12 protein-coding genes are annotated in these 15,662 nt (G+C 60.8%); 1 reads left to right on the forward strand and 11 read right to left on the reverse strand.

All coding sequences use genetic code 11. From position 1 onward, the window contains the following. Nucleotides 1-32: 32 nt before the first annotated feature. From FHX15_RS05210 to FHX15_RS05260, 11 genes are all read right to left on the reverse strand, one after another. Complete coding sequence (locus FHX15_RS05210) at nucleotides 33-896, reverse strand: ABC transporter permease (RefSeq protein WP_184395330.1); 864 nt, start codon at nucleotides 894-896, stop codon at nucleotides 33-35. After that, nucleotides 896-1,843, reverse strand: a complete 948-nt coding sequence (locus tag FHX15_RS05215) for an ABC transporter permease (RefSeq protein ID WP_184394337.1) — start codon at nucleotides 1,841-1,843, stop codon at nucleotides 896-898. Before FHX15_RS05215 ends, FHX15_RS05210 begins: the two co-directional genes overlap by 1 nt. A gap of 42 nt (nucleotides 1,844-1,885) precedes the next feature. After that, on the reverse strand, nucleotides 1,886-3,415 hold the full coding sequence (locus tag FHX15_RS05220; protein ID WP_184394339.1) for an ABC transporter substrate-binding protein: 1,530 nt from the start codon (nucleotides 3,413-3,415) through the stop codon (nucleotides 1,886-1,888). A 146-nt stretch (nucleotides 3,416-3,561) separates the two neighbouring features. Continuing rightward, the gene (locus tag FHX15_RS05225; RefSeq protein WP_184394341.1) at nucleotides 3,562-4,482 is read right to left on the reverse strand and encodes a LysR family transcriptional regulator; all 921 of its coding nucleotides are present in this window, start codon (nucleotides 4,480-4,482) and stop codon (nucleotides 3,562-3,564) included. A 44-nt stretch (nucleotides 4,483-4,526) separates the two neighbouring features. Continuing rightward, entirely contained in the window at nucleotides 4,527-5,522 is a 996-nt protein-coding gene (locus FHX15_RS05230; protein WP_184394343.1) for a P1 family peptidase, read from the reverse strand. 124 nt (nucleotides 5,523-5,646) lie between these two features. Further along, complete coding sequence (locus tag FHX15_RS05235; protein ID WP_184394344.1) at nucleotides 5,647-5,841, reverse strand: hypothetical protein; 195 nt, start codon at nucleotides 5,839-5,841, stop codon at nucleotides 5,647-5,649. A 521-nt stretch (nucleotides 5,842-6,362) separates the two neighbouring features. After that, nucleotides 6,363-9,290 carry an aminotransferase gene (locus tag FHX15_RS05240; RefSeq protein ID WP_184394346.1) on the reverse strand — a complete coding sequence of 976 codons (2,928 nt, stop codon included), beginning with the start codon at nucleotides 9,288-9,290 and terminating at the stop codon, nucleotides 6,363-6,365. A 112-nt stretch (nucleotides 9,291-9,402) separates the two neighbouring features. Continuing rightward, nucleotides 9,403-10,287, reverse strand: a complete 885-nt coding sequence (purU, locus tag FHX15_RS05245; RefSeq protein ID WP_184394347.1) for a formyltetrahydrofolate deformylase — start codon at nucleotides 10,285-10,287, stop codon at nucleotides 9,403-9,405. A gap of 213 nt (nucleotides 10,288-10,500) precedes the next feature. After that, on the reverse strand, nucleotides 10,501-11,517 hold the full coding sequence (locus FHX15_RS05250; protein WP_184394349.1) for an acyltransferase: 1,017 nt from the start codon (nucleotides 11,515-11,517) through the stop codon (nucleotides 10,501-10,503). Between the two features lie 42 nt (nucleotides 11,518-11,559). Beyond that, on the reverse strand, nucleotides 11,560-12,831 hold the full coding sequence (locus FHX15_RS05255) for a hypothetical protein (protein WP_184394351.1): 1,272 nt from the start codon (nucleotides 12,829-12,831) through the stop codon (nucleotides 11,560-11,562). Between the two features lies 1 nt (nucleotide 12,832). Beyond that, a complete protein-coding gene (locus FHX15_RS05260) occupies nucleotides 12,833-13,888 on the reverse strand; it encodes a glycoside hydrolase family 5 protein (protein WP_184394353.1) in 1,056 nt (351 codons plus the stop codon). A gap of 132 nt (nucleotides 13,889-14,020) precedes the next feature. Between FHX15_RS05260 and FHX15_RS05265 the strand changes: the two genes are divergently transcribed. Then, complete coding sequence (locus FHX15_RS05265; protein WP_184394355.1) at nucleotides 14,021-15,640, forward strand: GumC family protein; 1,620 nt, start codon at nucleotides 14,021-14,023, stop codon at nucleotides 15,638-15,640. Nucleotides 15,641-15,662 lie beyond the last annotated feature (22 nt).

Below are 15,662 nucleotides of genomic sequence, written 5' to 3' on the forward strand. Positions count from 1 at the left end.
TGGTCTTTCGGGCGTTTTGTCTTGGGAGGGCATCAGCGGCTCGCTTCGCGCGGATCGAAAAGGTCGCGCAACCCGTCACCCAGCATGTTGAAACCGAAGACGGTGAGCGCGATGGCAAGGCCCGGCAGGATCGCCAGCCAGGGGGCAAGGGAGAGGAAAGTCTGGGCGTCGGCGAGCATCCGCCCCCAGGTCGGCGCCGGTGGCGCCATGCCGAGGCCGAGGAAGGAGAGGCCGGCTTCCGTCAGGATCGCGAGGCCAAGCTGGATCGCCGCATGCACGATGATCTGGCTTATGATGTTCGGCAGCACATGCCGCACCGAAATCGTGAAACGGCTGTTGCCGATCGCCTTCGCGGCAAGAACATAATCGCGGCTCCAGGCCTGCAGGGAAGTGGCGAGCGTCACGCGGGCAAAGACAGGTATCATGAAGACGGCGATTGCCGTGATCGCCGTAAAACGCCCCGGCCCGAGAAAGGCGCCGAGGAGCATTGCAGACAGGATCGGCGGCAGTGCGAAGATGACATCGCAGGCGCGCATCAAAAGCGCCTCATAGGGGCCGCGGATGGCAGCCGCACAAATCCCGGCAATGGAACCGAGTGTGCCGCCTATGGCGACCGCGCTGACAGCGATCGACAGCGAATTCCAGCACCCGACCATTAGCATGGAGAGTACGTCTCGGCCGAACTGGTCCGTGCCGAGAAGGCCGAAGGTAAAGGGCGGCTGCAGCTTGTGAACGATCTGCATCTTTGCCGGCGGCAGCGGCGTCCAGAAGAGCGACAACAGGCCAATGGCGGCCAAGAGGCCGATAACGATGGTGCCGGCGAGGAGATTCTTTCGCCGGCTAAGCCTGAAGCTTCGGCGCCGTGGCAAGATGGCGGAGGAGACGATGGGGGCCATCATGCCGCCTTTCGCATGCGCGGGTCGATCGCGAGATAGGAGAGATCGACGATGAAATTCATAACGATGACAAGGCCCGCGAAGAACAGCACGACATCCTGCATCACGATGATGTCACGCTGCGACAAGGCCTGAAAGGCAAGCCTGCCGAGCCCGGGCAGGTTGAAGACGTTTTCGACCAGAACTGCGCCGGCAACGAGAAAGGTGAATTGCAGCCCGAGAATGGTCAGGATTGGCACCAGCGCATTCGGCACGATATGCCGCCAGAGCACCGTGTTGCGCGACAGCCCCTTGGCGACGGCGGTGCGGGCGAAATCCTCATGCATCGTGTCGAGCACCGCAGACCGTGCCACGCGTGTGAGAACGCCGGCCTGTGGCAATGCCAGCGCCACAGCCGGCATCAGCAGCGCCTGCAGCGCGGGCAGAAGCCCAACGTTCCAACCTGGAAAGCCGCCCGCCGGCATCAGCCCGAGCGTGGTGGAAAACAGGATGATAAGCAGCAATGCGACCCAGAAGGCCGGTACGGCGATGCTGATTTGTGAAAAGACCATAGCGGCCGCATCGACGAAGCCGCCGCGCCGCGCCGCCGCCAGCACGCCAAGCGGCAGTGCAACCAGCACCGACAGGATGATAGCGATGAGAGCGAGCGGCAGCGTCACCGCCAGCCGCTCGACGATCAGCCCGGCGACCGGAACGCCATAAGTATAGGACCGTCCGAGATTGCCGGAGAAGACACCGGCAAGCCATTGGACGTAACGAAGGATGAGCGGCTGGTCGAGACCAAGCTCATGCCGTAGCGCCGCCAATGTCTCGGGGCTGGCCGAGGTGCCGAGCATGATCGACGCCGGATCGCCCGGCAGCAAATCCATGACGGCAAAGATCACCAGCGATACGACGAGAAGGGTAATGACTAGGCCGGCGAGGCGGCGGGAAAGCAGTGCGATCATATCGTCTTCATCACCCTGTCAGCCGCCGCCCGCATCCGATGTTTACTCTTTCCAGGAAACGTTGCCGAGAACGTTGGAGGGGATCGGTTCGTTCTCCCACAGGCCCTTCAGCTTCTTGTCCCAGACGCCGAGCTTGGGCATGACGAAGAGGTAGAGCGCCGGGACGTCCTCGGCGAGGATCTTCTGCGCGTCGCCGTAGATCTTGGCCTGTTCGGTCGGATCGGCGGTCTCCTGCACCTTCTTCATGAGGTCGTTGAAGGCGGGATTCTTATAGTTGAAGTAGTAGGGATCGCGCGAATAGATGTCGATGTCCATCGGCTCGGCATGGGCGACGATCGTCATGTCGTAATCGCGGCCGGTCAGGACGTCCTTCACCCATTTTGCCGGGAATTCCGTAGGCTCGATATTCATCGTCACGCCGATCTCGGCAAACATCGCCTGCATCACCTGCGCACTGCGCGGCGCGTAGGCCATCTGCGGCGATTTGATCGTGAAGGTAAAGCCATTGGGATAGCCGGCTTCGGCAAGCAGTGCCTTTGCCTTCTCGACATTGTAGGGCAGGACGCCGGTCATGTCCTGATAGCCTGGATCGTTCGGCGTATAGTGACTGCCGATTGCCGTGCCGAGGCCGGACCAGGCACCATCGATGACGGTCTGGCGGTCGATCGCCATCATCAGCGCCTGGCGCACGCGTTTATCGTCGAAGGGTTTGCGGGCGTTGTTCATGCCGGCCACGACCTTGAGCTCGGTATTGCCGATCTTGGTCGCGAGACGCGCATCGCCGTCGAAGGAGCTCATCAGCTCCGGTGCGGCAAATTCCGGAAAGGCGTCGAGATCGCCGGACTTCAGTGCGGCGGCCTGTGCCTGGGGATCGCTGATGAAGCGGAAGGTGACCTTATCGAGCTTTGCCGCGCTCTCCTTATTCCAGTAGTCGGCGTTCTTCACCAGTTCGACGTGGTCGCCCTTGGCCCAGGTGGAGAACTTGAACGGTCCGGTGCCGACAGGCGTCGTCTTGTCGTCGGCGGCAGATTTCGGCCCGACCATGACGGAGGCCGGCCAGCCGAGCCAATAGATCAGGCTGCCGGTCGGACTGGAAAGATGCAGCACCAGCGTTTCGGCATCCGGCGTGTCGATCGATGCGATCGATGCGAAGAAGCGCTTCTGCGGATTGACGGAATCCTTGCCGCGGGCACGGTCGAGGGCGAATTTCGCGGCGGCGGAATCGAAGGCCTCGCCGTCGTGGAATTTGACGCCGGTCTGCAGCTTGAACGTATAGGTCAGGCCATCAGGGGAAATGTCCCAGCTCCTGGCAAGCTGCGGCTGCACCTTGCCGGTCTCGTCGAGGCTGACCAGCCCTTCGAAAACATTCTGCCATGTCACTTGGCCGATCGCGACAGGAGCGGCGATCGTCGGGTCGAGGCCGGCAGGCTCGACGCTCATGCCAAGATTGAGCGTGGTTTTGGCGGCTTCGGCGGGCGTCAGCGCCAGCATCATGATGCCGGCGGAAAGCGCCACGCCCATGGAAAGACGCCGCATGAGACGCGCCGACGGCGCGAGCGAGACCTTGATCATCCTGTTCCCCTGTCTCCGCTGCTTGGCGGATCCCTTTTACGAGTAGAGTGACACCACGGCAGTGCACACACAATGACGATTTTGTGTGCTCGGTGTAGCCGAAAAGGCTACACAACAATTCCTGGCCCAATGCAAGTCCGTGAAGGCTACTCTTTACCGCCAGCCTTGCGGTGCGCTCGCTCGCGCATGAAGCGTTCGATGAAATCGACAAGTTTTGTCGCGGCAAAGGAAAGCTGGCGATCGGGCGCCACACAGAGATCGATATGGGTGCGGATCCCCGTCTTACCTGCAAGGGGAATGGCTGCGAGTTGTCCGGCCTCGATCTCCCGGCGAACGGTCAACGCCGGCAGCAGCGTCACCGCCGCGCCGCTCAATACCAGTTCCTTGAGCATCTCCAGCGAACTCGTCACAAAAACCGGATCGAGGCTGAGCCCTTCCTTCTCGAAGAGTGCGTCGAAGGCCTGGCGAAAGCCGAAGGATTGATCGGGCAGGGCCAGCGCATAGCCGGCCAATTCCTGAAGCGGAATATCTGGACGGGCCGCCGCCGGGTGGGCCGGCGAAGCGATGAGATCGTAGACGATTTCCGAGCGCAGCCGCACTTTGGTGCCGGACATCGGCGGTGCGAACAGGGTTACGGCAATATCGGCCTCTGCGCTGTTGACGGCCTCGATGGCGGCCCGTGCGCTGGTGATCGTCACGGCAAAGCGAAGCTTCGGATATTTCAGGCTGAATTCGGCGAGCGCCGGCGCAAGCAGATTGGCAACGGTCGCACCATTCGCATAGATGTTGACGCGGCCGCGCTGCAGTCCCTTCAGATCCTCGATAAGCTGCTGCACATGGTCGAGTTCGCGCAGCGTTCGCCCGGCGCGCGCCGCCAGAAGCTCGCCGGCAGCCGTCAGCTTTACGCCGCGGGCGCTGCGTTCCACCAGGGGCGCGCCGAAATGGTATTCGAGATTCTCGATCTGCCGGCTGATCGCAGTCGGAGCAACATTCAGGTTTTCGGCCGCCTGGCGCATGGAGTTGGTCCGCACCAGCTCATCGAAATACATCAGCGCCCGAATTTGCATTTACTCATTCTCCGCCGTAAGGCCATTTCATTCAGCCTAAGCAATCAGTGCTTGACAGGATAGCGGTCGCGCCACGCCATAAGTGCCCCCGGCACCGGCAGAGCGGTGGCCTCGTAGACGCCGCGTGCGATTGCACGCGCCATCACAATTCCGGCGAGATGGCATAATTCCATCAGGCTTGCCATGTCATCACGCTTCTCTTTGGCAGTAGAAGCCGCAAAAATCGTATCGCCGTCGAGCGGCATGTGGGCGGGAAGCACCGCGCGCGCCAACCCGTCATGGGCAGCTATGGAAAGCCGATGTGCCTCCGCCTTGCTGAGCGATGCGTCGGTGACAACAGCGCCGATCGTCGTGGCTGTCGTCTTGACCCCCTTCAGCCGCAGCCGATGATCAATGTTCTCGGGCATGCCGAGCCCGCCGAACTCTGCACCCTGTTCGAAGGGCGCGGCCCAGAAATGCGGACCTTCTCCGATTGTCGCAGAGCCGACGGCATTGACGGCGACAATCGCTGCGATGCGATGTCCTGAACTGCTGACCGCGGTTGCCGAGCCGAGCCCACCTTTGAAGGTCGCGGTCGTCGCACCCGCACCTGCGCCAATTGTGCCTAGCTCAAATACACCTTTGCGGGCCGCTTTGACGGCATCATATCCCATCTCGCGATAAGGCGAATGCACGCCCCAGTCCTTATCGCCGCCGTTCAGCAGGTCCATCAGGATCGCCTGCGGCACGATCGGGATGCGCACCGGGCCGACCTGGAATCCGCGCCCCATCTCCCGCAGCCCCGCCTGCACGCCGCCTGCCGCATCGAGACCGAAGGCCGATCCGCCCGACAGCACGAAGGCGTCGACGGCATCGACCACCATGGAAGGATCGAGCAGCGCTGTATCGCGCCCGCCCGGCGCGCCGCCGAGCACGCTGCCGGAAGCGATCGCCGGCTCATCGAAGACGATGACCGTGACGCCGGAGCCGAGCGAAAGGTCAGTCGCATGGCCGACGGAGATGCCGTCTATATCGGTGAGAAGATTGAGAAGATCGGACAAGCGCGGATTCCTGTCGTGAAAAGAAGCGCGCCGATAGGAAGTCAAATAGGTCTAAAAAACAAGACCGGCCCGTTTTGCCGGGCCGGTCGGAAAACCTCTGGCAGCATGGAAGCCGCGTGCCGTGTCAGGCATGGAGGGGTTTCGGATGACGACGAGTCATCAGATCGTGAATGGCGACTTTTACCTCGGCGGGCGAGCTAAAATGCTGCTCGTCGAGGTCATGGACGTGGAATTTGACGGCGATGAATTTCAGCCGGTCTTCATCCGGAATGACGATCCCGACCGGGATGCCTGCATATTCGATAACTTCTTTTTTCATTACATAGAACTCCTGCCGCGCGGATGCGCCGGCTATGGCGAATTGACTTGTCTGGTACCGTTGAAAGGGGGACGAATGTCACATTCGACAGTTCGGGCGGGAGAGGGCGCTCGGACGGTCATTGCCAAGCACAGATCGCCCAGGCAGCACGGCGAGAATTTCGAAATCGATCATGTCTCGTTCCTTGCGTTGGCGTCGCGCTTACGAGGTCCCGGAAGATGTCGGGGCCGGTGAAAGACCATTTCTATAATCTACATACTTAGTAGAGAATAGCCGATGGTCTGTAAGAAACATATTCCGAAACGTGTCAAAATATCGGCGATCCGAAAAATTTCATTCCATCACACCTTCATTTACAGAAAGAATTCTATCACGCTTTCGTGCAACTCGTGTGACAGTTTGACGGTCTCATCATCGCCGAGGCAGACATAGGAAGTCTGTTTGATTCCGGCAATGGGTCATGTGGTTAAAAATCGAAAAGTCGCGAAAAGACCGAATTGCTTAACGGCCAAATTCCCCCTCTACCAGCCTTCCCGCAGGACCTTTTCCAGCATGTCGACGAAGAAATCGGCGCTTTGTTCTGTTAGGCAGAGTGGCGGCTTGATCTTCAGCACATTCAGGTGATCGCCCGTCGGCTGCATGATTATGCCGAGTTCCAGAAGGCGATCGCAGATCGCTCCCGTCTCCTCGGTCGCCGGCTCCAGCGTCACTCTGTCGCGCACGAATTCGAGGCCGAGATAAAGGCCGATGCCATGGACGGCGCCCACGATCGGGTAGCTGTCGATCAGTGCCGCCAGCCGCCCCTTCAGATGGTCGCCTACCGCGCGGGCATTGTCCTGCAGGCGCTCCTCGGCCATCACGTTGAGAACCGTCATGCCGGCAACGCAACTGACCGGGCTGCCTCCGGCCGAGGAGAAGAAATAGCCTTCCTGCTCCAGCGAGGCGGCGATCTCTTTCGTCGTGATGACGGCGCCGAGCGGGTGGCCGTTGCCCATGCCCTTGGCGATGGTGACGATATCGGGCACGACGCCTTGCTGCTCGAAACCCCAGAAATAATGGCCGAGCCGCCCGTAGCCCACCTGCACCTCGTCGGCGATGCAGAGGCCGCCGCGTTCCCGCACCTGCCGGTAGACCTCCGTCAGATAGCCGTCGGGCAGCGGAATGCCGCCGGCATTGCCATAGACCGATTCGGCGATGAAGCCGGCGAGCCCCTCGCCCTTGGCATCGATCGCCTCCAGCACCGGCATTACGGTGCCGAGATAATCTGCAGTCGACTCCGGCCCGCGGAACTGGCCGCGGTAGGTGTTAGGCGAAATGACGGCGTGAACCCAGCCTGGCCTTGTCGTCAGCGCCTGCGGATTGTCGGCGATCGAGGTGGAGACGGCGTCGCTTGCCACTGACCAGCCGTGATAGCCTTCCAGCAGGCAGAGCATGTTGCGTTTGCCGCTATGCGCCCAAGCAAGCCGCAGCGCCAGATCGTTGGCTTCCGAGCCGCTGTTGACGAGGAACACGGCATCCAGGCCATCAGGCGCCAGCGATGCAAGGCTCTCGGAAAACTCCGCGACGGCCGCATAGTGGAAGCGTGAATTGGTGTTCAGCGTCAGCCATTGCTGGCTGATCGCTTCGGCCATGCGCGGATGGCCGTGGCCGAGGATCGTGACATTGTTGACCATGTCGAGATAAGCGCGCGCCTCGACATCGAAGAGGTGCTCCTTCCAGCCGCGCTCGATCTGCGGCGGGCGCGCGTAATAGTGCTTTTGCGGACTGGCGAAATGCGCCTGCCGCATCTCAAGAAGTGCTGCCGTTTCGGGCTTCGGCGCATCGGCGCCCGGTCCGAGCAGCGCCGCAGGCGAGGGGCAGAGCGCGGACCATGCCGCGGCTTGTCCCGGTGTCGCAAAGAGTGGCGGCTCGAAACCCGTGATGCTGCAAAGCTGCAGGCGCAATCCGCCGAGTGACGACGTCTCGCCGGAGACCGTCCCGAGCTCTTGACCGGCAGCAACCTCGCTGCCGTCGTCGACTGACAGTTCGATGCCGTCGAGATGCAGCTTTATCTCGGGGCCCGTCAGGACCAGATGTTGGTCATACCAGGTGATCCGGCCGCCAAAGGGTGCGGCAACGGTGCTGCCCGCGGCAAGGCAGATATCCATATGCAGGGTATAGGTCGCCTGGGCTTTTGCATGGTGCAGACCGGTGCGGGACAGGCGATATTCGCCGTAGCGCGTTGCTGCTGCTCCCGTTTCCGCCGCCGCGCGGGCAAGAAGCCGCCAATCCATGTCGGTCGCCCGCCAGTTGCCATCGGAAAAATGCGGGCTCTGCACGCCGAGATCGACATAGGCGATGGATGCCCGCTCGATTTCCGGTAGGAGTGGCTGCCAGTCCGCCATATCGACACCCGCAATATCGAGACCAGCCGTTTTGAGAATGGCCGCTTCCATCAGTTCGAACGGCACGGACATCGCCGTATCGAAGATGCGCCGTTCGCCTTCCAGATTGCCTCGGACGTATTCGTTGTCAGGATCGATCGCGATCTGCTGTTCGCTGCTGGCAACGAGGATGACGGCGCGCGCGACGATGAGCGGCCAGAGTGCCTTCAGTTCCTCCTCGATCAGCGGATAAATCTCGTGATAGGCCTTCACCGCGGGCAGGATGTAAAAGGGATCGTTATCGGCCTGATGCAGCAGCGACGCGCAGGTCACGGCTAGATCGCCGACCAGCCAGCCGCGGATGATGTCGCCAAAATCGATCACTCCGTCGGGGAGAGGCCGCCCATGCGCGTCCGGCCGGCTGACGACATTGTCGCCGGTCACATCGTGATGAACCGCCTGGAGCCGCAGCGACGGCGCAAGCGGCTGGATTCGGCGCACGGCCATGACCATCGTCTTGGCGATCCTGTCGCGAGCGGCGCTGTCGGTTATGGAGGAAAGCAGCTGCACGGCCACAGGCCCGGCCCGGCGCAGGTCCCATTGCAGGCTGCGGTCGAGCCCGGGATGGGTAAAATCGGCAAGCGCCTCGGCCAGCCGCGCGCAGAGCGCGCCGAGCGCCGCGACCGAGGCGGGCGCCAGATAGGCGCGGTGCGTCAGGCCTTCGCCTTCGAGATATTCCAGCAAACGGACTTGATAATCCTGCTCACGTACGCTGACGGGAACGATCTCCTGCCCATCGGTGGAAGTCATCACGTTTGGGACACGCGGCGCACCTGCCTTGGCGCGCAAATGATGGATCGCCGCATTCTGCGCTTCAAGCTCTTCGGCCGCGTAGGCGGCATGGCAGATCTTCAGCACATAACGGCCGCTTTCCGTGTCGAGCCGGTAGTTGCGGTCCTGCTGGCTGCCGAGCTCCGACAGCGTGCCGGAAAGCCCGTAATGGGAAAGCAGAATATCCGCGGCTTCGGAAGCGGTAACATCGGGGCGCGGCAGCGCCATGCGGTCCACAAGCGCTTCGTCGGTCATGGCACCCCTCCGCGGCATGATTCGATTACCTAATGAAACAGATAATCAAGCACTTGCCGACAAGCAACGGAAGATTGTGCCAGCCGCGGATTTGAGGGAGTGAGCCTTTAGTTCAACCCATACGTTCGGAGGCGTAGCTTCCGGGGCTTGCGGGGAAGACGATCGTCCGATTGCCGTTGAGGAAGACGCGGCGATGGATATGCGCATGAATCGCGCGCGCCAGCACTTGGCTTTCTACATCGCGGCCGATCGAGACATAGTCATCAGCCGACTGCGCATGGGTGATGCGGGCCGTGTCCTGTTCGATGATCGGGCCTTCGTCGAGATCGGCGGTGACATAATGGGCGGTCGCTCCGATCAGCTTCACGCCGCGCTCATAGGCCTGCTTGTAGGGATTGGCACCCTTGAAGGACGGCAGGAAGGAATGATGGATGTTGATGATGCGGCCGGACATCTTTCGGCACATCGCATCCGACAGCACCTGCATGTAGCGGGCGAGAACGATGAGTTCCGTGCCGGTCTGCTCGACGAGATCCATCAGCTGGGCTTCGGCCTGCGGCTTGTTGTCCTTCGTCACCTTGATGTGGTGGAAGGGAATGTCGTGGTTCACGACGACCTTCTGGTAATCGAAGTGGTTGGAGACGACGCCGACGATGTCGATCGGCAGTGCCCCGATCTTCCAGCGATAGAGCAGGTCGTTGAGACAGTGGCCGAAACGGGAGACCATCAAGAGCACTTTCAGGCGCTCGCTCCCGTCATGCACTTCGGCATCCATGCCGAACTTCTCGTAGATCGGCTTGAAGCCTTCCTTGATCTCCGCAAGGGTGGCGCCTTCTTCGGAGATGAAGCTGACACGCATGAAGAACTTGCCGGTATCGAGGTCGTCGAACTGCGAACTGTCGATGATGTTGCAACCCTTTTCGGCGAGATAGGTCGAAATCGCCGCCACGACGCCGCGCGTCGACTTGCAGGTTACCGTCAATACATAGTCCGTCATGTCCTCTTCCCTCTATGCTGCCGCCGGCCGTGCTTAGATCAAAGCCGCTGCCACGAACAGGTCGGCACGCTTTCATTTCTGCAATAAATTACAGGCCGAACTTTCACGGCTACGGCATTTGCTTTCATGACGCCAAGCTTATGACAGGCCGTGCAGGATTCCGTTCTGCCTGCGCCGTTCGAAATCCCGTCCTCGCCTTCTGATGTTTTGAGATTAGGTGGCCGGCTGGCCGGCGACCCGGACTTTCCTGCGCGGCGTGATGATTTCGTGAATGATCGCTCCCACGACCGAGGAGAGCACGAGGCAAAGGATCACGAAGATAACAGGATGCTGAAGTGCGCCGACCGGGAAATGGTTGCCGATGATCCGCAGGAACGCGAGAGTGAAGGCGTGCGTGATGTAGATTTCGTAGGAGGCGTCGCCGAGATAGTTGAGCCAGCCGACAAAGGGCAGCTTCGAGAAGTCGATCGAAATGGCGCTGTAGACGATGAAGATCGCCGGTATGCCCCAGCCATAATAACGGTCCTGGGGCCGCACCAGATCCTCATTGATGAAGAGGAAGGCGAAGCCGACGGCCAGTAGGACCCAGGCCCAGCGCTGCGGTAGTAGGACCTTCTGGCCGTAGAGCCAGCCGAGCGCCACGCCGGCCAGGAATTCCAGAATGATCGGTTCGCCGTAGAATTTCGTGGCCGTCGTTTCCGGCAGCAGGTGGCAGACGATCAGGATGGCTGCGAAGGCAGCGAATAAGGAGGGCAGGCGATAATCCTCGCGGATCGGCAACAGCAGCGCAAAGACGAAATAGAAGAACATCTCATAGTTCAGTGTCCAGCCAGGCACGATGACAGGCGCGATCATCGTCGGATCGACCGGGTTGGTCCACGGCATGAAAAGCAGCGAGGCCATCAGATGCGGCAGATCGAAAGCGGTGGACCTGAGAAGCGATGGCGCGATGAGTGCGACAGCCGCCGAAAACAGCGTCGCCAGCCAATAGAGCGGCACGATCCTCTTGACGCGCTTGCGGGCGAAATCGACCGGCGTCATGGCGCGTCCGCTGGTAGTCAGCCACATCACGAAGCCGCTGAGCACGAAAAAGATATCGACGCCGGTTTCGCCATAGATGAAAGATGTCGCGTCGATCGCGGGATTGACCTTGGCAAGCTGCAGGATCGCGTGGAAGTAGACGACCATCAGCGCCGCGATGGCACGCAGATATTGCAGCTGGACAAGCATCCGATGTCTTGCTCCCACAGGCTCCCGCGGATTGCCGCTTCGTCAACTCAGTACATTTGCCGGACGACCCTGCCGGATGCGTGGCGTGTCGCGGAAACGCATGAACCCGATGACAAGCCAGAGGAGGCCGGCGATCTTCATCGAGAAGATTGCCGTTCCCCCGATCATCATATTCAGAAAAATGAAAAGAGAAAGTGAATGGGCGCAGCGCTTCTGCGCTGGGCTGGTGCCTGCGGGAAACAGACAGACGAAGAGCCAGAAGGCGATGACGCCGAAGATCGTTGCGCCATAGACGAGATAGACATAGCCGCTGTCGGCAAATTCGGCGACTTTATCAACGGATAGGCCGAGGATCGCCAACGGATCGAGATCCATCAGTTTCTTCATGGTCAGATTGATGCGCCCGGTAAAATTGTCGCCGATCGCATTGGGGTCCTTCATGTAGACGAGGAACCCGGCGCAGACGATGAACGGCATCAGCGCCAGATTGAAGGCCTTGGGGATTTTCGGGAAGACGAAATAGCCGCCGATACAGCAAATTGAGAAGATGAGCATCGTGCGGGTATCGTTGGTGGTCAGGATCAGAAGTGCAGTTGCGATCGCCAGCCCCCGGTCGGTCCGCGTCAGCCTGTCCCACATAGAAATCAGGTAGATCGCGATCACGCCGCAGAAATTGGCAAGTGACACCTGCTCGAGGAAGATAGATGAGGATCGGTGGTCGATGATGCCAAAGGAGAATCGGCCGGGAAACCCAAGTGCATTCTGAAACAGGCCGGTCGTGTTGAAGCTGAGCGGCAGCAGCCCGCGCGTGTTGGCGAAATAGTCGGATGGGTGCACGATACTGACATAGAACGGCACGCTGATGATCTCGAAGATCAAAAAAAGCAACACCATGAAACAGGCCACCCGGAAGATCAGCTTCAGCGTCCGTTCGTTGCACCAGCCACCCAGTCCCGTGAAGCAGAAGATGATCAGCACGTTGCGGAAATGATCGATGAAGGCCATGCGGTTGAGCACGCTCACATAGATCGTAACAATCAGCGTGAAGAGCATGAACAGGAAGGCTGGAAGGTCTTCCTCATAAATGCCCTTGTGCAGGATGTAGATGATCGCGCTCGCCATAATCAGGCCTTCGCTGGCCGCCACATGCGTCATCGAAAGCGGCATGACGTTGTGGTTTATGAAGGCCAGGATGCCATTGTAGAGAACCGAGAGCAGCCCGAGCGTCAGGATTGGGTAATCGAGACGCAAAGCCGGGCTTGCAGCATCGGTAGCGGTTTCGAATTTCGCTCCGGTCTCTCCGATTGCTATCACGTCAGGTCCCCGCAGGTTTTACCGCAAGACAGACGGGCGCATGTCTGACGACCGTCTGATCGAGCAGGCGCATTTGCGGGCGCTCGGGCCTATCACGCGGCTGTACGTTGAACGGTTCGTTGGCCGGCCACCATTCGCCTGCCGCCCAATAGGAGAAGCCGATCCATGCATCACTGTTGTCGGACATGGTGGAGAGCATCGTCTTCAGCCCCTCAAGGCAATCCGCATTCCCAGAGGCGCCGAACTCCCCGAGAAAGCCGCGTTTGCCGTTCGTCTTAAGCCACTTGGTCACATTGGCGATGGCATCGGTGGCGGCCTTTGCGGCTTCGCATGTACCGTGCGTGCCTGATGAATCCGCATCGAGATACTGATGGAATTCATAGGCATAGAAATCGAGCGGATCGTGCACGCCGAGCATGACGGTACCGTTCGCGCCGCCGACCACGTCCGTTTCCCAAGTCGCCGCTCCGCTCCAGGCCGTGCCGGGAACGAGGATGAGATTGCGGGCGCCGACCGCGCGAATGCCGCGGATCGCGGCATTGGCGGCTTTCAGCCAATCGGTGGCTGGAATGTCGTGCGGCTCGTTCATCAATCCGAAGAGCACGCCGTCCCGATTGGCAAATTCCAGGGAAAGGCGGGCCCAGAAATCGGCAAAAGCTGCATTCGTCACGGGCCGCTTGCCGATCTGATCCTTGTCGTAGTAGCCGAAATTATGCGGATCGAGCAGCACGCTCATCTTGTGCTTGCGAACCAGCGCGACCGTATCCTTCAAGCGCTGAAGCTCGTCATCGTCGAGCCGTGTCCCAAGCCTCGGCTGCAGCCGCTCCCAGCGAAAGGGCAGGCGGATGATCGTCATCCCTTTCCGGGCGAAATAGCTGATCGTTTCCTCGGTCGGATAAGTGTAGTTCGTGCCGTAGACGCCGCTGCGCTCGCCATATTCTGCGCCGGAGAGATTAACCCCATAATAGCAGAGCGGCGCGCCGACGGCATGGACGGCGGACGAAATGGCGGTGACGGCGGCAAGCAGCAGCCTTTGCAGCAGTCTTTTCCGGTTCATTGGCCGTCCTTGCAGGCGCGAGGCAGGTTGCCACGTCGGCTTCGATGGCGGCATCTTAACGGTCCGTTAGCTAAGAATTTCTAAAGTTGCCGCGTCCCGGCCATGCTTTCTCGCCGGGCGGATGCGGTGTTTATGAATCAGAATGACAGGAACAGGGTGAGCCGCCTGCCTGCCTGGCGCAGTTATGAGTCGTCTCAGCCTGCGCCTGACAGCACCCGTGTGCGAAGCCCGATCATTCGGCCGACCGATTTCGTCCCTCCCCCGCCGCCTGAACCCGAGCCTGTTCCGGTCCGCCCGGCGCTGCGGGAAAGCCGTCCCGCCGAGCAGGCTCCGCCGCGTGGCATCGTTCTCCCCGTCGTGCCAGCGCAGCCCACACCCGCCGTCGCGGAGGCGCCGGTTGCCGCCGGACCGCTTCTCGACATCCGGTCCGCGGTCGCTGCCGTCTGGAGCAGGCGCGTCATCGTCGCCGGCCTTTGTGCGCTCGGCGCGGTCGCAGGCGCGGTCATCGCGCCCCGCATTCCGCAGAAATTCACCGCCGTTGCCGCGCTCTATTTCGACCCGCGCCAGATCGGCCTTGCCGACGGCGGCGCGCAGAGCACAGCACCCTCACCGGAGATGATTTCGACGCTGATCGACAGCCAGGTGCAGATCCTCACCTCGGGCAATGTGCTGCGCCGCGTGGCCGACGCCATGAAGCTCGATCAGGATCCGGAATTTACGGCAGGCAGGATGGATGGCGCCGCGGTCATCGGTACGCTTCAGAAAGCCCTGCTGATCACCCGCGAGAACAATACCTATGTCGTCTCGCTTGCGGCGACGACCCATGATCCGGAAAAATCGGCTAGGCTTGCCAACCAGGTGGTCACCTCCTTCATGCAGGAGGAAAGCAGCGCCTCCAACGGCCTTTACGAAAGCACGTCATCGACGCTCGACAGCCGTCTGAATGACCTGCGCCAGAAGGTGCAGGATGCCGAGCAGGCGGTCGAAACCTTCCGCGCCGACAATGACATGGCCGCGACGGAAGGGAACCTCATCTCGGATCAGCGCCTTGCCTCGCTGAACACTCTGCTCGTCACCGCTCAGGAAAAGACCATTCAAGCCAAGGCTCGCGCCGATGCCGCAGCAAACCTGCGTGTCGAAGATGTCGTTGCCGGCAGTCAGACGGACGGGGCTGGCGGCACGTCGCCGCTCGTCAGCCTGCGGCAGCAATATGCCGCGCAGGCGGCGGTCGTTGGCAGCCTGCAGAGTCAGATGGGTGCCCGCCATCCGCGCCTCCAGTCTGCCCGCTCTTCGCTGAGCAGCATCGGCGCGGAAATCAAGGATGAGCTGCAACGGGTGGCGACCTCGGCAAGGGCGGACTACGAACAGGCCAAGAAGGCTGAAGATGACATTGCCAAGGAGCTGGCGGTGCAAAAGGCACTGCAGGCCACCACTTCGGACAAGCAGGTGCAGCTCAACGAATTGCAGCGCAAGGCGACAGCCGCCCGCGAACTCTACGAGGCTGTGCTGAAGCGCTCTGGCCAGACCAATGAGGAGCAGAGCCTCACACAGAGCAATATTCGCGTTGTCTCGCCCGCCGATGTTCCGGTAAAGCCGGACGGGCCGAGCAAGAAAATCATCGTGGTCGCAGGCATCATCGGCGGCCTGCTTGCCGGATTTGCTGCAGGCGCAGGCTTTGCTATCCTCGCAAGCCTCTTCTCTCACCCCGTCATTAGAAGTTATTTCCGCAAGCCTGCCCGCACGCCAGCTTGATGGCGGCCTCCAATCTTCCTAC

This window comes from Rhizobium sp. BK650, from assembly GCF_014195325.1.
GTDB lineage: Bacteria > Pseudomonadota > Alphaproteobacteria > Rhizobiales > Rhizobiaceae > Rhizobium.